The sequence below is a fragment of the Streptomyces sp. NPDC020362 genome, from assembly GCF_040642095.1.
In the GTDB taxonomy this organism is placed as follows: Bacteria; Actinomycetota; Actinomycetes; order Streptomycetales; family Streptomycetaceae; genus Streptomyces.
Window position 1 is genome coordinate 1 of sequence record NZ_JBFAET010000013.1, and the last position, 19,955, is coordinate 19,955.

At 72.7% G+C, this 19,955-nt stretch carries 20 protein-coding genes and 1 pseudogene; 8 read left to right on the forward strand and 13 right to left on the reverse strand.

Annotation, left to right across the window (positions count from 1 at the left end):
- Positions 1-156 precede the first annotated feature (156 nt).
- On the reverse strand, positions 157-711 hold the full coding sequence (locus AB0H32_RS08275) for a carboxymuconolactone decarboxylase family protein (protein WP_361116130.1): 555 nt from the start codon (positions 709-711) through the stop codon (positions 157-159).
- A gap of 47 nt (positions 712-758) precedes the next feature.
- Between AB0H32_RS08275 and AB0H32_RS08280 the strand changes: the two genes are divergently transcribed.
- A complete protein-coding gene (locus tag AB0H32_RS08280) occupies positions 759-2,213 on the forward strand; it encodes a PLP-dependent aminotransferase family protein (RefSeq protein WP_361116133.1) in 1,455 nt (484 codons plus the stop codon).
- A gap of 139 nt (positions 2,214-2,352) precedes the next feature.
- On the opposite strand, the gene AB0H32_RS08285 is transcribed toward AB0H32_RS08280, so the two are convergent.
- Positions 2,353-2,607 (reverse strand): DUF397 domain-containing protein, encoded by a 255-nt coding sequence (locus AB0H32_RS08285; protein WP_361116136.1) that lies wholly within the window; start codon positions 2,605-2,607, stop codon positions 2,353-2,355.
- A complete protein-coding gene (locus AB0H32_RS08290; RefSeq protein ID WP_361116139.1) occupies positions 2,608-3,468 on the reverse strand; it encodes a helix-turn-helix transcriptional regulator in 861 nt (286 codons plus the stop codon).
- Between the two features lie 221 nt (positions 3,469-3,689).
- Here AB0H32_RS08290 and AB0H32_RS08295 point away from each other — a divergent pair.
- The 3 genes and pseudogenes from AB0H32_RS08295 to AB0H32_RS08305 all read left to right on the forward strand — a co-directional run.
- Positions 3,690-4,313 (forward strand): annotated as a pseudogene (locus tag AB0H32_RS08295) (ATP-binding protein); the annotation flags it as partial.
- A 176-nt stretch (positions 4,314-4,489) separates the two neighbouring features.
- Positions 4,490-4,918, forward strand: coding sequence for a hypothetical protein (locus AB0H32_RS08300; RefSeq protein WP_361116141.1), 429 nt, complete (start codon positions 4,490-4,492; stop codon positions 4,916-4,918).
- A 410-nt stretch (positions 4,919-5,328) separates the two neighbouring features.
- Positions 5,329-7,293, forward strand: coding sequence for an ABC transporter ATP-binding protein (locus AB0H32_RS08305; protein ID WP_361116143.1), 1,965 nt, complete (start codon positions 5,329-5,331; stop codon positions 7,291-7,293).
- Between the two features lie 6 nt (positions 7,294-7,299).
- Here AB0H32_RS08305 and AB0H32_RS08310 read toward each other — a convergent pair whose 3' ends face one another.
- From AB0H32_RS08310 to AB0H32_RS08335, 6 genes are all read right to left on the reverse strand, one after another.
- On the reverse strand, positions 7,300-7,476 hold the full coding sequence (locus AB0H32_RS08310) for a hypothetical protein (RefSeq protein ID WP_167357441.1): 177 nt from the start codon (positions 7,474-7,476) through the stop codon (positions 7,300-7,302).
- Positions 7,477-7,662: 186 nt separating this feature from the next.
- A complete protein-coding gene (locus AB0H32_RS08315) occupies positions 7,663-8,307 on the reverse strand; it encodes a DUF899 domain-containing protein (protein ID WP_361116148.1) in 645 nt (214 codons plus the stop codon).
- A 131-nt stretch (positions 8,308-8,438) separates the two neighbouring features.
- Positions 8,439-9,605: a cytochrome P450 gene (locus AB0H32_RS08320; RefSeq protein ID WP_361116150.1), complete on the reverse strand. Its 1,167-nt coding sequence runs from the start codon at positions 9,603-9,605 to the stop codon at positions 8,439-8,441.
- Positions 9,606-9,637: 32 nt separating this feature from the next.
- A complete protein-coding gene (locus tag AB0H32_RS08325; protein ID WP_361116153.1) occupies positions 9,638-10,990 on the reverse strand; it encodes an amidohydrolase in 1,353 nt (450 codons plus the stop codon).
- Positions 10,991-11,048: 58 nt separating this feature from the next.
- Positions 11,049-12,911, reverse strand: coding sequence for an FUSC family protein (locus tag AB0H32_RS08330; RefSeq protein WP_361116156.1), 1,863 nt, complete (start codon positions 12,909-12,911; stop codon positions 11,049-11,051).
- Positions 12,912-13,604: 693 nt separating this feature from the next.
- Positions 13,605-14,336: a hypothetical protein gene (locus AB0H32_RS08335; protein WP_361116159.1), complete on the reverse strand. Its 732-nt coding sequence runs from the start codon at positions 14,334-14,336 to the stop codon at positions 13,605-13,607.
- Between the two features lie 332 nt (positions 14,337-14,668).
- On the opposite strand from AB0H32_RS08335, the gene AB0H32_RS08340 reads away from it, so the two are divergent.
- Genes AB0H32_RS08340 through AB0H32_RS08350 form a run of 3 tightly spaced genes read left to right on the forward strand, consistent with a single transcriptional unit; the run spans position 14,669 to position 15,971 of the window.
- Entirely contained in the window at positions 14,669-15,085 is a 417-nt protein-coding gene (locus AB0H32_RS08340; RefSeq protein WP_361116162.1) for a RidA family protein, read from the forward strand.
- Positions 15,082-15,534, forward strand: a complete 453-nt coding sequence (locus AB0H32_RS08345) for a GNAT family N-acetyltransferase (protein WP_361116165.1) — start codon at positions 15,082-15,084, stop codon at positions 15,532-15,534. Before AB0H32_RS08340 ends, AB0H32_RS08345 begins: the two co-directional genes overlap by 4 nt.
- Positions 15,522-15,971, forward strand: coding sequence for a hypothetical protein (locus AB0H32_RS08350; RefSeq protein WP_361116168.1), 450 nt, complete (start codon positions 15,522-15,524; stop codon positions 15,969-15,971). Before AB0H32_RS08345 ends, AB0H32_RS08350 begins: the two co-directional genes overlap by 13 nt.
- A gap of 7 nt (positions 15,972-15,978) precedes the next feature.
- Here AB0H32_RS08350 and AB0H32_RS08355 read toward each other — a convergent pair whose 3' ends face one another.
- Positions 15,979-16,674, reverse strand: coding sequence for a uracil-DNA glycosylase (locus AB0H32_RS08355; protein ID WP_361116171.1), 696 nt, complete (start codon positions 16,672-16,674; stop codon positions 15,979-15,981).
- Between the two features lie 229 nt (positions 16,675-16,903).
- Here AB0H32_RS08355 and AB0H32_RS08360 point away from each other — a divergent pair, with 229 nt between their 5' ends.
- Positions 16,904-17,530, forward strand: coding sequence for an RNA-binding S4 domain-containing protein (locus tag AB0H32_RS08360; RefSeq protein WP_361116174.1), 627 nt, complete (start codon positions 16,904-16,906; stop codon positions 17,528-17,530).
- A 158-nt stretch (positions 17,531-17,688) separates the two neighbouring features.
- On the opposite strand, the gene AB0H32_RS08365 is transcribed toward AB0H32_RS08360, so the two are convergent.
- The 3 genes from AB0H32_RS08365 to AB0H32_RS08375 form a co-directional block, all read right to left on the reverse strand.
- Positions 17,689-18,150: a DoxX family protein gene (locus AB0H32_RS08365; protein WP_361116177.1), complete on the reverse strand. Its 462-nt coding sequence runs from the start codon at positions 18,148-18,150 to the stop codon at positions 17,689-17,691.
- A gap of 76 nt (positions 18,151-18,226) precedes the next feature.
- Positions 18,227-18,919 (reverse strand): class I SAM-dependent methyltransferase, encoded by a 693-nt coding sequence (locus AB0H32_RS08370; protein ID WP_361116179.1) that lies wholly within the window; start codon positions 18,917-18,919, stop codon positions 18,227-18,229.
- Between the two features lie 38 nt (positions 18,920-18,957).
- On the reverse strand, positions 18,958-19,893 hold the full coding sequence (locus AB0H32_RS08375) for an acyltransferase domain-containing protein (RefSeq protein WP_361116182.1): 936 nt from the start codon (positions 19,891-19,893) through the stop codon (positions 18,958-18,960).
- Positions 19,894-19,955: the final 62 nt, after the last annotated feature.

Sequence of the window (19,955 nt, forward strand, 5' to 3'; positions counted from 1 at the left end):
GTCCCCGGTGCCGTCGACCGCCACACCCCGGTGCCCGCCAGTCCCCGGTGCCGTCGACCGCCACACCCCGGTGCCCGCCAGTCCCCGGTGCCGTCAGCCGTCGACCGTCAGCCCCAGCCGTCGGGCACCAGTACCGTCGGTCGCCGCCCCGAAGGCTCAGCGACGGCGCTCGTCCGTGCCCGCCACCTTCGCCGTCGCCAGCGCCACGCGGTTCCAGGTGTTGATCGCGAGGATCAGGGCGAGTACGCGGGCCAGTTCGGTCTCTTCGAAGTGGGCGGCCGCCTCCTCGTAGGCCTCGTCGGGGACGCCCGCGTCGGCGACCAGGGTGACCGCCTCGGTCAGTGCGAGGGCCGCCTGTTCCTTCGGGGTGAAGAAGTGCCGGGCCTCGCGCCAGACCGCGACCATGTGCAGCCGGTCCTCGCTCTCGCCGGCCTTGCGGGCGTCATTGGTGTGCATGTGGAGGCAGTAGGCGCAGTGGTTGAGGTGCGAGGCGCGGATCTGGATCAGCTCGACGAGGGCAGGGTCGAGGCCCTCGCGCGCGGCGGCGTCGAAACCGATGAGGGCGCGGAAGACCTTCGGTGCCGCCTTGGCGAAGTCCAGGCGGGTGCGGCCGGTCTCTGCCGCGGTGATCGCCCCGGCGCCGCCGGCGGCGGAGGCGGAGGCGGAGGTGGAGGTCGTGGTGTTCGCGGCGTTGATCGTGTTCGTCGTCATGTGCTTCAACCTACGGGAGTGAAAGACCGACTGTAGGGTGCATTTCCATGGCGGAATCATGGGTCAATTCGGCGGAGCGGATCGGTGTCGACCTGCATCTGGAGCTGGCCGGTCCGGGCGGGCGGCGGGCGGCGCTGACCCGGGCGCTGCGCGAGGCCGTCAGCAGCGGGCGGCTGGCGCCCGGCACCCGGCTGCCGCCCTACCGCTCGCTCGCCGCCGATCTGGGCGTGGCCCGCAACACCGTCGCCGACGCGTACGCGGAACTGGTCGCGGAGGGCTGGCTCACCGCCCGGCAGGGCTCGGGCACCCGGGTCGCGATGGGGGTACCGGCCACTCCATCAGGGCAGCAGGGGAGGGCTCAGCCGCTGCAGCGATCCGAGCGAGTGCCCCGAAGGACGCATCCACGCGCGCGTGGGCCGCGGCACGACCTGCGGCAGGGCACTCCGGACGCGTCGGCCTTCCCGCGGGCGGCCTGGTCGGCCGCGTACCGCCGGGCGTTGCAGGCGGCGCCGAACGAGGCGTTCGGGCCGGGGGATCCCGCCGGGCGCCGGGAGCTGCGGGAGGCGCTCGCGGAGTATCTGGCACGCGCGCGCGGGGTGCGCACCGAGCCGGACCGGATCGTCATCTGCTCCGGCTTCGCGCATGGGCTGCGCCTCCTGTTCGGGCAGAGCGGCGGGGGTGTGCTGCGCGGTCCGCTGGCCGTGGAGGCGTACGGGCTGGACTTCCACCGGGGGCTCCTTGCCGCGGCGGGCGTGCGGACCGTGCCGCTCCCGCTGGACGAGCACGGGGCCCAGGTGGACGGGCTGGGGCGGGAGCGGGCCGTACTGCTGACGCCCGCGCACCAGTTCCCGACCGGAGGTCCGCTGCACCCGGAGCGACGGGCGGCGGTGATCGACTGGGCACGCGCGCGTGGATCGGTGGTGGTGGAGGACGACTACGACGGCGAGTTCCGGTACGACCGCAAACCCGTCGGCGCACTGCAGGGCCTCGATCCGGAGCGGGTGATCCACATCGGCTCGGTCAGCAAGAGCCTGTCCCCGGCGCTGCGGCTGGGCTGGATGGTGCTGCCCGAGCGCCTTGTCGGGCCCGTGCTCGAGGCCAAGGGCGAGCGCGAGGGGTGGGCGAGCGTGCCGGATCAGCTCGCCCTCGCGGACTTCGTGGTCTCCGGGTCGTACGACCGTCATGTGCGGCGCATGCGGCAGCACTACAGGCGTCGGCGCGACCGGCTGGTCGCGGCGCTCGCCGCGCACGCGCCGCACATCGAGGTGACCGGTATCGCGGCCGGGCTGCACGCGGTGCTGAGACTTCCGTCCGGCACCGAGCGGTCCACGGTGAAGGCGGCCGCCTGGCAGGGGGTCGCCCTGGACGGGCTGGCCGCCTTCCGCCACCCCGGGACGCTGATGCCGGCGCCCGACGGCCTGGTGGTCGGCCATGCCACGCCGCCGGAACACGCCTACGGCGCGGCACTGGAGGCGCTGTGCGGGGTGCTCCCGCCTGGGTGACGGTCCAGAGACAGGGGTCGGCGCGGGTGTCCGTCGGCCCTCCCCCGCCGCGGGTGGCCGACGCACTGACTGATCAAATCCATAACCAAGTCGACATCTCGACACGCAAGTTGACCAAGAAGCAACAACCATCGGCACGTCAGGAGAGCAGGAAGTCGGCCTCCCCCGCCTTGGCACCCTCGATGAAGGCGGTCATCTCGTCCATGGTGTAGATCAGCGCCGGTCCGTCCGGGTCCGTCGACTGGCGTACGGCGATCCGGCCGTCGGCGAGCTTCATCGCCTCCAGGCAGTTGCCGCCGTTGCCGCCGCTCCAGGGCCTGTGCCAGCCCTCGCTGCCCAACTCCCGCGCGGGCATGCCGTTGTAGACACGGCCGCGCGGTTCGATGCGATCCATTCACAGCTCCTTGCGGAGATCCCGGAGGATCTCCTTCGTGCGTTGCGCCGTGGCGGCCTGTGCCGCCATGCGGTCCATGACCTCCAGATGGGTCGCCACCTCGGAGCGCGCGTCCAGGTAGACGGCGCCGGTCAGGTACTCGCTGTAGACCATGTCCGGCAGTTCCGCCATGGCGAACCGGAAGAGTACGAAGGGGCCGTACGTGCCCGGGTGCGGTCCATTGGCGAACGGGGCGACCTGGAGCGTCACATGAGGCAGCTTCGTGGCCTCGAGCAACCTGTCGATCTGCGCACGCATCACCTCCGGGCCACCGACCGGACGGCGCAGGGCCGTCTCGTCCATCACCGCCCAGAAACGGGGGGCATCGGTACGGGTGAGCAGTTCCTGGCGTTGCATGCGCAGGGCGACATGGCGCTCGATGTCGTCGGGGCTCGTCTGGCCGATGGCGCCCGACTTCAGCACGCCGCGCGCGTAGTCCTCGGTCTGCAACAGGCCGGGGACGAAGTGCGGTTCGTAGGAACGGATGAGGCCGGCCGCGCCCTCCAGGCTGACGTACATCGAGAACCAGCCCGGCAGAATGTCGTGGAAACGCTGCCACCAGCCGGGCTTGTTGGCCTCCTCGGCCAGCTGGACGAAGACGTCGGCCTCGTCGTCGGGAACGCCGTAGGCCCTCAGCAGCAGTTGCAGGTACGGGATCTTGAGGGCGACCTCGGCCATCTCCATGCGGCGGACGGTGGCGGGGGCGACGCGGAGCACACGGGCGGCCTCCTCGCGCTTGAGACCGGCGCGTTCCCGCAGGTCCAGCAGGCGCCGGCCGAGGACCACCTGGCCCACGGTCGGCGCGGACCGCGGTTCGCTCACGCTCCCACCTCCGACAGAAGTAACCGCTCCGGCAAAAGAATCCCGACAGCCCTGCGGCGCCGTTCGAAGACATATTCGAAGATCCGGCCGGATCGCCGACTGTCCCAATTGGCGCCGCTCAAGGTGCTGTTGCGAGCAGTGTGCCACGCCCTTTGACCGAGTCACACTGCACTCTGCATTTTTCAGAGTGACACTTGCCAAGTGTTCGCGGCGGGGAGATAGTGGCAAGCGTGATTCCGTCCGCGCCCTTAGGAACAGACGCCGCCGCAGACCGTCCCGGTCTCGGTGCCGATGGGGGTCCCCCCGCTCGAAGCCGTTCGAGAGTGGGGGAGCAAGCGATCCCCGGTGGGGGCGCTGCCGAGCGCCGGTTCCGCTTCGAGCTGGCCGCACATCCGGGTTCCCCCGCTCAGGCGCGACGTCTGACGCGTGCCCGGCTGACCGGCTGGTCGGTGTGCGCGGACACCTGCGACACCGCGGCTCTGGTCATCTCCGAGCTGGTCACCAACGCGATCGTGCACACCGCGAGCAGTCGCGTCGTGTGCGAGCTGCACGACCACGACGACATGGTGCGCATAGCCGTGCACGACGAGGGCTGTGCGCCCGGCGAACCCCACCCGTCCCCGCAGCGACCCGACGAGGAGCACGGGAGGGGGTTGCTCCTCGTCGACGCGCTGTGCCGGGCCTGGGGAGCCCATGAGCACGGCCCGGGACTGCTGGTCTGGGCAGAACTGACCCGGCAGACCGACGCCGCCCAGGACACCGTCGGTCCGTGCAACGACCTGGGATGGGGCGCCCGCGCCAAGCCGGACCCCTCGCCCGGACCGGGCGAGGAGGAAGAGGCGCAGGCCCAGCACGGGGCGGTACCGGCGCAGGAGCGCCACGGGCGGCCCCGGCACGGGACGGGGCTGGTGGAGCAGCGGCGCGAGCAGGCCCGGCACGGGGCAGGACCCGCGCAGCAGCTCCACGGTCAGGCCCGGCACGGGACGGGACCTGCCGAACAGCACCGCGCAGGGGAGCGGCCGTGAGCGGCACCGGCGATGTCGGCCGACCGATCGGTCTGGACACCCTGATCCATCTCGGTCGCCGTCGGCAGGCGCCGGACCGGACCTGCCGCCTGCCGGTCCCCGAGGGCATGACGGCGCCGCTCGGCTGCGACGGGGTGGCCGTACCCGACCGCCTCGGACCGCTGATCGTGCCGCGGCTGCCGCGGGTGGGCTGTGTCTACGCCGACGGCTCGCACTGGTGGTGGATCGTTCCCTCGGACTCCGACTACGCCCTCCCCTGGCCCTCCCCCGCCCACTACGCCCCCGGCGCCCTGGTCCCCGCGACCGCGCGCCTGATCCACCGCCCCGAGGGAACGGTCCCCTACACCCCGCCGATCCCCCTTTACCTTGCCCTGTGCCGGGTGACGGGCACGGCACCGGACTGGTCGCACGCCGTCCCGGCGTGATGCTGCGCCTGCCCCGCCCGGGTGTGGGGCGGGGTGCGCCGCCGGAGCCGCCGACCGACCCGGCAAATCCTCCTGTCCCGGACAGCGGGAGTCTTCGACCGCCCCGGTGAGCCCAGGTGTCCCGGACAGCACGGCCCTTCGACCGGCCAAGTAAGCCCTCGCCTCCCGGACGACGGAAGTCCTCGCCCGACTCGCGGACAGCCGAGGTCTTCGACCGGCCCGGCAGGCCCAGGTGTCCCGAACCGCACGCCCCTTCGGCGGCCCGACAGCCCGGAGGTTGCGGACAGCGGGGGCTGCCGGCGCTTCCATCGCCCGCCGCCCATCGGCCCCGCACCTCCTTCGCGCCCCTCGGTACCTCCTCACGCGCCCTGCCCCCGCGCTGCACCGACCGCGATAGTGGCCGTTCGGTCATGGCCCGGGGAGGGTGTGCGGTGGGGAAGAGCCGTGGGGCGAGTGAGCCTGAGGTCTCGGCGTCGGAGCGGCTGTTGTTCGGCGGGCCGCTGCGGTACGACATGGGCTGGAACGAGCATGCGGACGCCTTCCTGGAGCTGAGCTTCCGGGCGATGCTGGCCCGGTTGCCCGGCATGCTGGCGTCCAGCTTCCGGCTGGCCCGGACGGCGGACCCGCGGGCCGCGCGCATCGTGCTGACCGCCGAGGCGGGCCGGGGCGTCGCACAGGCGGTGAGCCTGCTGGCCGTGAACAGCGCGCTCGGAACGCTGCTCGCCGGAACCGACATCGGGCAGCGGCTGCGCGAGGCCGCGCCCGCCCTGGCCGTCATGGCCGCCGTCGTGCTGGTCGCGGCCCTGCTGCGCGCGGCCTCGACCTACGCCACCGGACGGCTGGAGCCCAAGGTGGAGCGGGTGGCGACCGAGCTGTACCTGGAGCGGGCGGCGAACGTGGAGCTGTCCGCCATCGAGGACCACACCTTCCACAAACTGCTGGACACCGCCCGGTACGGCGCCCAGTCCGCCCGCCGCATGATCACGTACGGCGCCCGGGTGATCAACGCGGTGATCTCCCTGATCGCAGCTGCCGGTGTGCTCACCGTGCTGCATCCGGCGCTGCTGCCGCTGCTGGTCACCATGACCCTGCCCAGTGCCTGGGGCGCTTTGACCAACGCGCGCCGCCGTTACGAGTCGTTCCACACCTGGGTGCAGCACGCCCGCGCGGGCCAGCTGATCGGCAACTTGCTGACCGAGCCTGCCGCCGCTCCGGAGATCCGGGTGCACGGCGTCGGACCGTTCCTGCTGCGGCACTTCCGGTCCATGTCGGAGACCGCGGAGGCGGAGCAGGCCCGGCTGTCCCGGCTGGCCGCCCGCACCGGACTGATCGCGGCCGCCTGGACCGGGCTCGCGACCGTCGCGACGTACGCCACGCTCGGCGCGCTGCTGCTGGCCGGCGCGATGGCCCTGTCGGTGGCGGGCACCGCGGTGATCGCGATCCGGACCGGCTCGGCAAGCCTGGACATGCTGGTGCTGGAGATCAACGAGCTGCACGAGGAGGCCCTGTTCGTGGGCGATCTGCAGAGGCTGTACACCGAGGCGGCCGAGCGGGCCATCCCGTCCGGCGGGCGGCCGCTGCCCGAGAACCCTGCGGAGATCCGGTTCGAGAACGTCACGTTCAGCTATCCGGGTGATGCGGCCCGCCCCGCCCTCGAAGACGTGACCCTCGCCCTCCCCCTCGGCCGGATCATCGCGCTCGTCGGTGAGAACGGCTCGGGCAAGACCACTCTGGTCAAGCTGCTCGCGGGCCTGTACACCCCGGACCGCGGCCGGATCCTGTGGGACGGCGTCGACGCGGCGGGGGCCGACCGGCGGCTGCTCGCCGAGCGCATCGCGATGGTGGCCCAGGACTTCAAGCGCTGGCCGTTCACCGCCCGGGTGAACGTGGCCGTCGGCCGCTCGTCGGCGCCCCTGTGCGAGGAGCGCCTGGCCGCGGCGGTCGCCGAGGCGGGGGCGGAGGAGGTGGTCACGGATCTGCCGCGCGGCCTGGACACCCTCCTGGCCCGCAACTTCAGCGGGGGGCACGAGCTGTCGGGCGGCCAGTGGCAGCGCCTCGGCATCGCCCGGGCCGCCTACCGGCACGGGCACATCCTGATCGTGGACGAGCCGACGGCGGCGCTGGACGCGCGGGCCGAGCTGGAGGTGTTCGACAAGATCCGGGCACTGGCGGGCGGCGGTCAGACCGTCGTCCTGATCACCCACCGGCTGGCCTCGGTCCGCCACGCCGACCTGGTGCACGTGCTGGAGCACGGGCGGCTGGTGGAGTCCGGCACGCCCGACGAACTCCTGGCCCGGGGCGGTGTCTACGCCGAGCTGTACACGCTCCAGGCGGAGCAGTTCACGGCGAAGGTGCCGGCCCCGAAACCGGCCTGAGCCGGCTCACTCTGCGCCGTCGCCGCCCCGCACGATCACCAGGAACGTGTCCGTCGCGAGGTCCATGACGACCTCGGCGGGCAGGCCTTCGAGTCGTCGCGCGTGCGCGAACTCCTCCGCGGGCCACGATCCGCGCGGTCCGCCGGCGGGAAAGCGCTCGAGCACGGTTCGCCCGTTCACCATCTCGCACCTCCAGAAAGCGTCGTACTTGTGGGAGTTAACGCCCTGGAGAGGGGAAACGGCTCGCTCGGTGACGGGACTGAGACATTGCCGACACGTGTTCACCGCGGACCGTGAGGGTCCGTGCACCTTGCGACACGAACGACACGTTCGGCGACACGTTCGGCGACGGCGAAGGGGCCGTCCGTGTCAGTCGTCGTACTCGTCGTGGTATCGGAGCCGGTCGCTGCCCTGCGGGCTGCGGCCCAGCGCGGTCAGGTCGAGCAGACCGGCGATGGCGCCGAGTCCGTCCAGTCCCTCGTCGTACACCGAATAGGTGTGGAAGACCCGGTCGCGCTGCCGCAGGAAGCAGCTCAGGCCCGGTCGCTCGACCAGCTCCCCGCCACGCTCCACGCTCGCCTCGAAGTCGCGGTTGAAGTCGCTGTGGCAGGACGAGTACCACGGCACCGCCCAGCCCATCCGGGCCTTGAACGGCAGGATCCGGGTGTAGGGCGCCCGGGAGACGGCTGCGAACGACGTGTTCCGGGCCCGCAGATGGGCGAGGTGACCGACCTGGTCGAGGAAGGCCGCACAGCACGGGCAGCCCGCCTCCCACTGCGGCGCGAACATGAAGTGGTGGACGACGAGTTGGGCCCGGTCGTCGAAGAGGTCCAGCAGGGTGGCCTTGCCGTCGCCGCCCTCGAAGACGTACCCCGGGTCGACCTCGACCATCGGCAGCCGCCGCCGCTCGGCGCTCAGTGCCTGCCGCGCTCTGCCGACCGCCTCCTCCTTGCGCAGCAACTCCTCGCGCGCCGCGCGCCACTGGTCGCGCGAGACGATCTCCGGAAGCGACATGTGCCCTCCTGTCCGACGGCCGGTTCGGGGTGGTGACCGTCGGCGGGAGCGGAACTCATCGCCGCGCGCCCGGATCTTTTTTCCGGAGGCGTCCGGCAGTGCGTGAGCGGGCCGCCGGCGTGCACGGGCCGTCAGTAGGTGACCGGCAGCGCCATCAGCCCACGGGCCCGCAGCGAGGAGCGCCACCGCAGTTCGCCCGTGCCGAGGGCCAGTTCGGGGAAGCGCTCCAGCAGCGCGGCGAGGGCGATCTCCGTCTCCGCGCGCGCGAGCGGGGCGCCCAGGCAGTAGTGGATGCCGTGACCGAGGGCGAGATGGCCCGAGGCATCGCGGGAGAGGTCGAGGCGGTCGGGGTCGGGGAAGCGGGCGGGATCGCGGTCGGCGGCGGACAGGGACACCCAGACCGTCTCGCCCGCCGGGACGGTCACCCCGGCGATCGTCACGTCCTCGACCGGGAAGCGGCGCATGGCGAGCAGCATGGGGCCCTCGTAGCGTGCGAACTCCTCGACGGCGCCGGGGAGTCGTTCCGGGTCCTTGCGCAGGGCGGCGAGTTGGTCCGGGTGCCGGAGGAGGGCGAGCACGGCGTTGCCGATGAGCTGGACCGTGTTCTCGTACCCGGCGAAGAGGATGAGGAAGGCCAGGGACATCAGCTCCTCCTCGCCGAGCCGGTCGCCCTCGTCGCGTACGGCGATCAGGTCGGAGAGGAGGTCGTCGGCGGAAGCCCGGCGCTTGGCCGCGACCAGCAGGGTGAGGAAGTCGAGCATGGCCGCCATCGCCTCCTTGGCGGCGTGGGGGCGGGCCGGGTCGGGGGCCGTGAGGCTGTCGGTCCACTGCCGGAAGTCCAGCCGGTCCCCCTCCGGAATGCCGAGCAGGTCGCAGATGACCGTGATCGGCAGCGGAGCGGCGTAGGAGGCGACGAGGTCGGTGGTGCCGTGCGTGCCGAGGGCGTCGAGGAGCTGGTCGGCGGTGCGCCGGATCGGCACGCGGAGCTGCTGGATGCGGCGCGGGGTGAAGGCGCGCCCGACCAGGCGCCGGATACGGGAGTGGTCGGGCGGGTCCATGTTGAGCAGGTTGGCGTCGAGGGCGGGGGGCAGGGAGAGCCCCTTGTACGTGCCCGCCGTGGCGTGCCGTTTGTCGAGCGAGAGCCGCGGATCGGCGAGCGCGGCCCTGACGTCGTCGTACCGGGTGACCAGCCAGGCCGCGGTGCCGTCGGGTCCGGTGATGCGGTGCACGGGCGCGGTGTCGCGCAGGCGCCGGTAGACGTCGTAGGGCTGGTCGAGAAGGCCGTCCGCGAGATCCATGAAGGCAGCCTACGCGGACCCGGGTGCCGTTCTCAGGTGTCGTACTCCTGGACGCGCCGGCCGTGAGCGCGGTCGGTCAGGGAGGGCAGCCGCTGCTCCAACTCCCTTGCGACGGAAGGCACGTCGAGGGTGAGCAGCTCGCGGTCCCGCATCAGCACACGCCCGTCCACGACGGTGGTGCGGACGTCCGCGGAGCGGGCGCTGTGCACGAGGGTGGCGGCGAGGTCGTGGACCGGGCGGGTGTGCGGGCCGGTGAGGTCGACCAGGACGATGTCGGCGCGCCGGCCCGGTGCGAGGCTGCCGATGCTCGCGCCGAGCCCGACCGCGCGGGCGCTCTGCAGGGTGGCGTGGTGCAGGGCCTGACGGGAGGTCAGCCAGCGCGGGTCGCCCTCGGCGGACTTCTGGATCAGCGAGGTGAGGGCCATCGACTCCCACACGTCGAGGGAGTTGTTGGAGGCGGCGCCGTCGGTGGCGAGCCCGACGGGGACGCCGATCGCGCGCAGGGCCCGTACCGGGGTGGTGCCGGGCCAGGCGAACTTGAGGTAGCCGCGCGGTGCGGTCGCCACCGCCGTACGGCCGCCCGTGCGGGCGAGGAGCGGCAGATCGCGCTCGATGATGCCGGTGCCGTGGGCGATGAGCAGGTCGGTGTCGAGGAGTCCGGTGCGGTCGAGCACTTCTACGGGGGTGACGCCGTGCCGGGCGAGGCTGGTGTCGGTCTGGTCGCGGTTCTCGGCGGCGTGCAGGTGGACGGGCAGACTGTGCGCGCGGGCGAGGTCGGCGGTGTCGGTGAGGTCGGCGTCGGTGACGGTGTAGGGGGCGTGCGGGGCGAGGGTGGTGGTGATGCGCCCGTCGGCCGCGCCCCGGTGGTTCAGCGCGAACTCCAGCGACCGTTCCCGACCCTGCCGGCCCTGCGAGGAGAAGTAGGCCTGGCCGAGATGGGCGCGCAGGCCGCACTCGGCGACGACGCCGGCGACCACGTCCATGTGGAAGTAGTGGTCGGCGAAGCAGGTGACGCCGCCGCGGATCATCTCGGCGCAGGCGAGCCGGGCCCCCAGCTCGACGTCCTTCTCGGTGAGGTTGGACTCGACGGGCCAGACGACGTCGTTAAACCACTCCTCGATCGGCAGGTCCTCGGCGAGGCCGCGCAGGGCGACCATCGGTGCGTGCGTGTGGCAGTTGACGAGTCCGGGCATCGCGACCTGCCCGCGCGCGTCGATCCGATCCGCTGCCGCCAGGCCCGCGGCGGCGTCCGCGGTGGTCACCGATTCGATCGCCCCGTCGCGTACGACGATCGCGGCCTTCTCGCGGAAGGCGATCCGCTCCTCCTCGTCGTGCACGAGGACGGTGCAGCCGGAGATGACGAGGTCGGCGGGAGAGACGCTCATGGGCCCCAACGTACGACGATGCCGTGCCGCGAGGTGGTCCGAACCGCGCATCCGGGTGCTATGCGGCGACAGGCGGCCCGACCCATTCCTGACTCCTGCCCAACTCCCGCAGCAGCTTCTGCAGTTGGCGGGAGTGCTGCGGGGTGAGACGGCCGGTGTCGTCGAGGTGCACGGCGCAGGCCGTGGTGGTGTCGACCAGCCGTTCGAGGACGGCGGCGACGGCGTCCGTGCCCTCGGTGTGCCGGGCGAGGGCGGGCAGTTCGGCGGCGGCGAGCGCGATGGCGGCGCGGGCCTCGGCCAGGGTGCGGTAGGCCTCACGGCGCAGCGCCCAGCGTTCGGCACGGTCGCCGGACTCGCCCAGCACGTGCACGAGGTAGGCGTGCGCGGCGCTCCCGGCGACGGCGAGCCGGGCCCGCACCCCGCCGCCGCGCTCCCCCGGCATCGGCAGATGCCCGACGATCAGCACGATCGCGCAGGCCAGCAGCGTCTCGCCGATCCGGCTGACGGAGGCCTGCGGCTCACCGCCGACCATGACCAGGGCGAGCACGAGGACGGTGACGACCGCGGTCAGCGCGGCGAAGTTCCGGGTGGCGACCGGTACGAGCGCCCCGCACACCGCGACCAGCACGATCAGTCCCTCCGGGCGCGGCAGCAGCGCGGCGAGCCCGGCGAACGCCAGAGCACCGAGCACGGTCCCGGCGGCCCGGCACAGCACGCGGGAGGCGAGCGGCCCGAGGTCGGGCTTGACGAGGAAGACGGCGGTGGCGGGCAGCCAGTACCAGTGCTGGTGCTGCCCGTACCAGCGGGCGTGATGCAGCGCCTGCGCGATGGCCGCGCTGGCTCCGAAGCAGAGGGCGACGCGCAGCCCGTACTCGCGCCCGCCGGCACCGAGGGCGGCCCGGACGACGTCCCTGGGACTGCGTCGCAGGACGAGCAGCCGGTAGTGGTCGCCCTCGGCCCGGTCGAAGGCCTCGGCGGCGCGCAGCAGGGCGTCGTCGAGGGCGCGCAGTGCGGGAACGGACCGGCTGGGGGCGGGCAGCGGACCGGTGCCGGTGTTGCCGCGGACCGCGGCGGCGAGCCGCCGGGGTCCCTCCGACGCCCGCGCGGAGAGCGGCTCGCCCGCCCAGGCGAGGGCGGTGGCGGCCTCGGCGAGAGGCAGCGCGGCGGCGTACTGGGCGTGCAGCCGGCGCTCGGTGGCGGAGCCGGCGTACCGGCGCAGCCGGGGTCCGGCGAGGGCGTCCTGGGCGTGGTCGAGGGCGGCGGTGAGTGCGGCCCGCCGCGCGGTGGCGGTCGCACCGCCCACCGCGTCGAGCAGTGCGGCGACGGCGTCGTACACGTCCGCTACCGCCGCCCGCTCCCCGTCGAAGCGGAAGTCCCCGGCGAGCGAACCGGGTGTGGGAAGCACCAGCCGCAGCGCGAGCAGCCAGCCGGCCCCTGCGAGGAAGGCGAGGGCCCGCTGCCAGCCGCTCTCGGCCGCGGGCATCCCGGCGCCGATGGCGGCGGTGACGAGCAACTGCGTCCCGGCGGCGGAGGCGACGGGCCCGACGGCGCTGATGCCTCCGGCGGCCAGCCCGAGCAAGGTCAGGAGCAGGGTCAGAGGTACGGCGGAGAGCTGCTGCCCGGTGTACGACCCCACGAGCAGCCCGAGCGCCCCGGCCAGCGCCGGCACGCCCAGCCGCCTGACGGAGGCCCGCCTGCTGCCGGGCCGGTCGTTGATGCCGGCGAGCATCGCGGCGATGGCGGCGAGGACGCCGTCGGCGATGCGCCCGCCGAGCACACCGGCGAGCAGCAGCGGCCCGGCGGCGAGCGCGCCCCGGGTCACCGCGCTCCAGGGGACGGGCCCGCGCTGGGCGCGGAAGGCGTGGGTGAGCCAGAGGGGAAGTGACGGTGCGGCGGGGCGCGACACGGGGTTCCTGTTCATACGAGGGCGGGGGTGGCCTTCGGATGCTTCATACGAAGGCGGGATGGGCCCTCGTATGCCTCATACGAAGGCGGGGTGAGCCTTCGGACGACGGTGGCCGGGCTGTGGGGTGTGCCGCCCACGGTAGATCGCTTTCCCCGGGCAAACGCGGCAATCACGTTTCGGGGAGGTGAAAGGTGCCGGGGTGGGTGGTTTCTTTATGTACGCAATTCCTCCGGGAGCCCGCGCAGCCGCCCCGACGAGCCTGAGCCGTCTCCGGGAGGCACCGCGCGGCACCGGGCAGGGCGCTGGGGGAGAGCGGAAAGAAAGCGGGAAGGGAGCGGGAAGGGAGCGGAAAAGGAGCGGACCCGAGGGCGTAGCCTGCCCCCGGGTCCTGTGATGCCGCCCATGTGCGCACGCCGGCCCGTTGGAGAGCCCGGATCAGTGTTATGGCGCCGCGTCCTGCCTTTGGACCACCACGCATCGAGCTGCGCGGACTGGACTTGAACCAGCATCTCGGCGTACCGGGGTCCGGGCCCGGTGGTTCCGGCGATCGGCGGCGAATGCTGAGTCTGGAGCGAGAGTCTGAGATTGAACACGGTCCGCCCTTGAGGCGGGGGACCGCTCATCACGACAAGCTTCAGCGTCAGCTTGCGCTCCTCGCGCACCCCGGTCGCAAGGGACCGGGGAGTCTTCAGTTTACCGGAGTCGTCCTCACCCGAAGAGGTAGCCGAACAGGGCGTCACCGACCCGCTGGTCGACGACGTCGACGCCGTTCGCCTCCTCACGGGCGAACTTCACGGCCTGCTGCACCTTCTCCACACGGTCGAGGAGTTCGTTGACGCGGCGGGCCGGGAGGGCGCCGGAGAACTTCACGGTGGTCCAGTAACCGACCGGCACGTCCTCGTAGTAGACCTCGACCTGTGCCGGATGCTTCTCCGTGGCCTCGGCCTTGACGTGGTTGCGCGGCACCTTCTTGGTGCGCAGCGTCCGCACGGGCTCGGTCTTCCACGCGTCGGTGGAGGGGTCCTGGACCCAGGACTCGGAGGCGTCGAGGACCGGCAGTCTGCGGACCAGGGCGTTGAGGTCGGCGAGCTGCTTCTCCAGGAACAGCAGGTACGACACCGGCACGTCGGCGACGAGTACCTGGCCCTCGACCTTCACATCCGCGCGGGCCGTGCAGTTGGACCAGTCCTTGGTGGCGGTCACGTCGAAGAGCCGGGTCAGTACCTTCGCGGTCTCGCGCAGCACGTCCTCGGCCTGCACCTGGACCCGTGTGGACTCGGGCGGCAACTGCTCACCCTCCTCGTCCTTCGGCTGGTACGTCCGCGCGATGCCGGCCAGCAGAGCTGGCTTCTGCAGGCCCTGGTGAGCTGCCGTCAGGTCCTGCTGCGCCTTGGACTTGACGCCCTTCTCGACTGCGATGATCTGGTTGAGTTTCGCCACGCCGGGGACGTTAGCAGCGGCTACGGACCGAATCCCAGGGATTATCCGCTCGTAGGACGATCGGGCTCCGGCTCGGCGTCGGCGGTCGGCGGCGATGCGAGGGCGCGACCGACGCATACGCGCACCCCGGCGGCCGGGCTGGGCGGCGCCGGACGGACCCGGGGCACGGTGCGCGAACTACTCGGCGGACCCCATCGGCTGCGTAGGTGGAGAGCCCATGTGCCCCTGCCTCCGCAGCCGGTGTCCCGTCGCCCTGAAAAATCAGGTGCGGGCGCGGCGCAGGGGAATCGAACATCGAGAGTTGTCCACTGGCCGTCGTAGGAGAAGCCCCCATGATCCGGCGCATCACCGCCCCCGCCCTCTTCCCGCCACCCACCTACTCGCACGCCTCCGTCGTCGAGGCCGGCACCAAACTCGCCTTTCTCGCGGGAGCCGTTCCGCTCGACGAGAAGGGGCAGGTGGTCGGAGTCGGCGATCCCGTGCGGCAGGCGGAGCAGGTGATCGGGAATCTGCGGGAGCAGCTGCGCGCGGTGGGCAGCGGCCTCTCGCACGTCGTGTCGACCGACGTGTACGTCGTGAGCAGCGAGCCCGCCGTACTGTCCGCCGTCTGGAAGGTGGTCGAGGCGTCGGGGCTCAGTGCCGGTCCGCACTCGTCGACGCTCCTCGGCGTGGCCTGCCTCGGGTACTCGGATCAGCTGGTGGAGATCACGGCGACGGCCGTGGTGCCGGAACGGGAGGACGGCCGGTGACGGCCGGCATCGTCCTGCGCCGGGCGGTTGCGGCGGACGCCGGGGCCGTCGCCGACGTCTGGCTGCGCTCCTACACCGCCGCCCTGCCCACGGTCGTCCGGGCGCACTCCGACGACGAGGTGCGCGACCACATCCGGGACGTCGTGGTGCCGGCGCGGGAGACCTGGGTGGCGGAGGCGGACGGCGCCATCGTGGGCATGATGGTCCTCGCCGGGGACGAACTGTCCCAGCTGTATCTCGATCCCGACTGGCGCGGCCGGGGCATCGGCGACCGGTTCGTCGCGCGGGCCAAGGAGCGCGGTCCGAGCGGGCTCACCCTGTGGACCTTCCAGGTCAACACGCCTGCCCACCGTTTCTACGAGCGGCACGGCTTCGTCGCTGTCGAACGCACCGACGGCAGCGGCAACGAGGAGCGGGAGCCGGACGTGCGGTACGTGTGGCAGCCCTGAGGGGCACATCTCACCCGCGGCAGCCTGCGTGCGGAGGCGTCGACGAGGCCAAGAACGCCGAGGGACGGAACACCGAAGGCAAGGACACGGAAGGCGAGGACACCGAGGGGCAGGACGCCGAGGGCCAGGACGTCGAAGGCCAGGACGCCGAAAGCCAGGGCACCGAGGGCCAGGACGCCGAAAGCCAGGGCACCGAGGATCAGGGCACCGAGGGTCAGGATGCCGAGGCCGGTGCCGACCACGGCGGCGCCGTTGCGGGCCACGCCGGGGGTTTCGGCTTGTGCGGGGCGATCGCCTCCTGCGACCGGAAACGCGCGCCCCCACGCACGCTCCCGCCCCCACGCACGCGCCGGCTTCCACACACGCGGCCACCTCCGCGTCAACTGCCGCCAGCCGATCGGCACTTCTGCAACACGGCCCCCGGTGACGCCGACTGAGCGGCCGCTACGGCAGTCCGGCCGCGGCGGCCGCCGTGCGCAGCACCTCGCGCAGCATCTCGGGGGTGAGCCGGCCGGTGAAGGTGTTGCGCTGGCTGACGTGGAAGCAGCCGAAGACGTCCAGGTCCCCCAAGGCGACCCGGGTGCCGTGGGCGAAGGCGGGGCGGGGCCGGGGCACGGGCCAGCCCGCCGCCGCGAACGCGGGCAGCGCGGCCTGCCAGCCGAAGGCGCCGAGCACGACGGCGGCCCTGAGCGTCGGGCGCAGCAGGCGCAGCTCCTGGACCAGCCAGGGGCGGCAGGTGTCGCGTTCACCGGGAGTCGGCTTGTTGGCGGGCGGCGCGCAGTGCACGGGCGCGGTGACACGGACGCCGTACAGCTCCAGGCCGTCGTCGGCGCGGACGGAGGTGGGCTGCGAGGCCAGCCCCACTTCGTACAGCGCCCGGTAGAGCACATCTCCGGAGCGGTCGCCGGTGAACATACGGCCGGTGCGATTGCCTCCGTGCGCGGCGGGCGCCAGCCCGACGATCACCAGACGGGCGTCGGCCGGTCCGAAGCCGGGGACCGGCCGCCCCCAGTACGTCCAGTCGGCGAACGCGGCCCGCTTGATCCGGGCCACCTCCTCGCGCCACTCGACCAGCCGGGGACAGGCCCGGCAGTCCGCGACGCGCCGGTCGAGCCGGGCGAGGGCGCTGCTGTCGTCCATACCGCCACCGTAGGCCGGGATACCGCTGGGAGCGGTGTGGGCCGGGGGTGCGGTGGCTTCCAGAGCACCGCCGAATCCGGGCCGGGCGCGGTGAGGGTGAGGCGGCTCCCCGGCGGCAGGGCCCCGCACCAGCCCGGGCCGGGCACTACGGGGCGGCTCACGGGGGGGGCAGCCCTCCCCCCTCGTTAATGCCTCCGGCTCGCCCGGCGCGGCGGGTTAAGGTCGAGGCATGGCTTCCGAGGATGCGGACGAGAACGTGCACGGCGACACCGGCGAGCCGGTTGCCGCGGCCCCCGCCCGGAATGCCAAGGGTTCCGGAGCGACCGACGCCGGACCGCTCGATCCCAAGATCGCCGCCGCCGTGGCCGCAGCCGAGGCCGCCGGGCCCGCCCAGGGCGAAACCGTGCGTATCGACAGCTGGATCTGGGCCGTCCGTCTGATCAAGACCCGCTCCCTGGGCGCCGCCGCCTGTCGCGGCGGACACGTCCACGTCAACGGCGAGCGCGTGAAGCCCGCCTACTCGCTACGCATCGGCGACGAGGTGCGCCTTCGCCACGAGGGCCGGGAACGGGTCGTGATCGTCAAGCGCCTGATCCGCAAGCGCGTCGGCGCTCCGGTCGCCGTCCAGTGCTACATCGACAACTCGCCGCCGCCCCCGCCCCGCGAGGCCGTTGCCCCCGCCGGCCTCCGCGACCGCGGTGCCGGCCGCCCCACCAAGCGGGACCGCCGCGAGCTGGAGCGACTGCGCGCACTGGGTGGAACGGGTGGACCGGGCCGGCCGTCACCCGGCGGTCTGCAGGGGCCCGGCGGACGGCACGCACCCGATGGACCGGGTGAGCGGCCCCGGAGCCGGTGAGCCGCACCCCCGTCGGCGTGCATGTCGTCCGCCGGCCCCGCATCCACATGCCTCTCCGCATTGCCACGCCCCCTCCATGTCCCCATGGCCTCGCACACCGGTGACGTCGGCCAGGCCCCCGTGCCCCGGCCGACGTCACCGACGGTGTCCCGTACGGGTCACGCCTGTCGCCCCGCCCGCTGCAGGAACCGCAGCAGGTCCGCGGTGTGCCCGCGCCGGACCCAGGCGATCAGGACGAGCGGCACGATCAGGATCAGCGGGGTCGCCGCGTACTGACCGTCGAAGACGGTGAGCTGGACGATGAACGCGCCCACCATGAGCGCGCTCAGCGCCATCGCCGCCACCGACTGCAGCATCGGCACCAACAGCGCGACCGCGCCTGCCAGTTCGAGGGCGCCGATGGTGTACATGCCCGCGCTCCCCCAGCCCATCTTGCCGAAGGACTCAACGGCGGACGGGTGCGCGATCAGCTTGGGCAGCGCACTCGCGATCCCGTAGAAGAGGGCGAGCAGCACCTGCACCGTCCGCAGGGCGATCCGGGCGAGGCGACCGCGGCTGGTCCGGGACGTGCCGGAGGAGGCGGAAGAGGCGGACGTGACGGGGGCGATGGTCTCAGACATGAGGGTCTCCTGGGGGAAGCGGTCCCGGCTGCTGTCACCGGGGTAGACCGGTCCCGGCCCGAGAACTCATCGCCCTTCACCGCACCGGTACCGCCCTCACCCACATCTCGTCCTTGGTCAGATACGCGTCCACCTCCAGTCCCGCCTCCGCCAGCGCCTCCTCGAACTGTTCCTTGGTCAGGGGCCGGGCCAGGAAGGTCTGTGTCCAGACCGCGTCCGGGAACTCATACTCGGCGCGCACCGAGTTCACCCCGCCGCCGACCGGCTCCGACGACGCGATCCGCACGGTGAACCCGCTCGGGTCCACCCGCTCCCTCGGTACGTTCGTGTGGTAGTCCTCGCCCTCCCGCTGGATGAGCACACAGCCGCCCTCCGCCATATGCCGGGTGCAGGCGCGCAGCATGCCCCGGCGCACCTCGGCGTCACCGTTGTGCACAAGGAACGACGCGAGCATCACCATGTCGAACCTCTCGCCCAGGTCGAGGCCCTCGATCGGGCTGCATATCGTGCGCGCCCCGCGGACATGGGCGAGCATTTCGGCTGACTCGTCCACCGCCGTGACCGTGAAACCGCGCTCCAGCAGGGGATGGGTCACCCGGCCCACTCCGCTGCCCAGCTCAAGGATGTGCGCCCCGGCGGGCACGGCCCCGGCGACGACCTCCGGCTCGTCGCCCACCGGAAGCCGTGTGTACAGCTCGACCGCACAGCCGTCCGGGGTGATCGCGCCGGGTCCTGTTCCCTCGTATCCCTCACGCATGTCGACCGTCATGCCCGAACAACGGGCGGCCTCCGCACGCCCGTTCCCATCTAGCCCCGGTTCACTCGTTCGTGTGATTCGTTTCGTAGCGGAAACCATCCGTGCCCGACATACCAGTGCCCTCCGGCCCGCAGATGGTCACCGACGGCCCGCTCCACGGACGTGCGCCGCGGCAGTTGGGCGATCGGCAGGTCGGGGTCGCCGAAGACGAACTGGACGGGCTCGGTGTCGGCCCGTTCCGTGTCGGCGCGGACGAGGCGGAAGCGCTCCTGGAAGCGGACGATGTTGGACCGGGCGGGCAGGTACCGCTTCAACTGGGGGTCGAGCAGCCAGGAGTGGCACAGCACGGCCTCGGCGCGCTCCTCGGGGAAATACAGGGCGAAGAACTCCCGGGCCCGCGCCAGGGAGCGGTCGCAGGCGGACGGCGTCAACGGGCCGTGGAAGTCGGGTATGTGCAGGTTCAGGCAGGGCGTGCCGGGTGCCGCCTCCAGGCCGGCCGCCGCGATCACCGGCGCGCTGCGCCGTCCGAGCAGCGCCCGCTCGAACTGGAGCCGGCCCAGCTGGTACAGCTCGCCACGGAAGTGGTGGGCGAGCCAGCGCGGCGACTGCACCCCGGCCCGGCCGTACCGCCTGCGGTGCACCGCCAGGTGACGGCCCAGGTCGGCCAGGGTGCGCCGGGAGATCTCGGGCGGGATGCCCCGTTCCCGGTGGTGGGCGAGCGTGTGCGGGAGCGCGGCGAGAAAGACGTACACGGCGAAGACGCCGTCCAGGGCGGCCGGGGCGGATGCCAGCAGGTCGCCGAGGTCGGGCGTGCGGCCCGTGTCCTGCGGGTCCCTCAGCACTTCCCCGACGCACTCCTCGAGGAGCCTCAGCGTGCCCGGGTCACCGGTCACCGTGCGCCGCAGCGCGACCAGTTCGTTGATGTCCTCGTGCGGCACGGCCAGGTCGAGGAGTGTTTCGGGCAGGTCGTCGGCGTCCGGCAGCACTGCGCAGCCCCCTTTGGCGAACGTCGTTGGTGCATGCCTTCGACGAAGAGTACGTTGCAAGG

Excerpts from the sequence above, each read along its gene's own strand:
- AB0H32_RS08370 (WP_361116179.1), bottom strand. The coding sequence starts at position 18,919 with ATGACGGTCGACATGCGTGAGGGATACGAGGGAACAGGACCCGGCGCG.
- AB0H32_RS08320 (WP_361116150.1), bottom strand. The coding sequence starts at position 9,605 with ATGGATCTCGCGGACGGCCTTCTCGACCAGCCCTACGACGTCTACCGG.
- AB0H32_RS08275 (WP_361116130.1), bottom strand. The coding sequence starts at position 711 with ATGACGACGAACACGATCAACGCCGCGAACACCACGACCTCCACCTCC.
- AB0H32_RS08305 (WP_361116143.1), top strand. The coding sequence starts at position 5,329 with ATGGCCCGGGGAGGGTGTGCGGTGGGGAAGAGCCGTGGGGCGAGTGAG.
- AB0H32_RS08360 (WP_361116174.1), top strand. The coding sequence starts at position 16,904 with ATGGCTTCCGAGGATGCGGACGAGAACGTGCACGGCGACACCGGCGAG.
- AB0H32_RS08355 (WP_361116171.1), bottom strand. The coding sequence starts at position 16,674 with ATGGACGACAGCAGCGCCCTCGCCCGGCTCGACCGGCGCGTCGCGGAC.
- AB0H32_RS08365 (WP_361116177.1), bottom strand. The coding sequence starts at position 18,150 with ATGTCTGAGACCATCGCCCCCGTCACGTCCGCCTCTTCCGCCTCCTCC.
- AB0H32_RS08325 (WP_361116153.1), bottom strand. The coding sequence starts at position 10,990 with ATGAGCGTCTCTCCCGCCGACCTCGTCATCTCCGGCTGCACCGTCCTC.
- AB0H32_RS08280 (WP_361116133.1), top strand. The coding sequence starts at position 759 with ATGGCGGAATCATGGGTCAATTCGGCGGAGCGGATCGGTGTCGACCTG.
- AB0H32_RS08315 (WP_361116148.1), bottom strand. The coding sequence starts at position 8,307 with ATGTCGCTTCCGGAGATCGTCTCGCGCGACCAGTGGCGCGCGGCGCGC.
- AB0H32_RS08285 (WP_361116136.1), bottom strand. The coding sequence starts at position 2,607 with ATGGATCGCATCGAACCGCGCGGCCGTGTCTACAACGGCATGCCCGCG.
- AB0H32_RS08310 (WP_167357441.1), bottom strand. The coding sequence starts at position 7,476 with ATGGTGAACGGGCGAACCGTGCTCGAGCGCTTTCCCGCCGGCGGACCG.
- AB0H32_RS08340 (WP_361116162.1), top strand. The coding sequence starts at position 14,669 with ATGATCCGGCGCATCACCGCCCCCGCCCTCTTCCCGCCACCCACCTAC.
- AB0H32_RS08330 (WP_361116156.1), bottom strand. The coding sequence starts at position 12,911 with ATGAACAGGAACCCCGTGTCGCGCCCCGCCGCACCGTCACTTCCCCTC.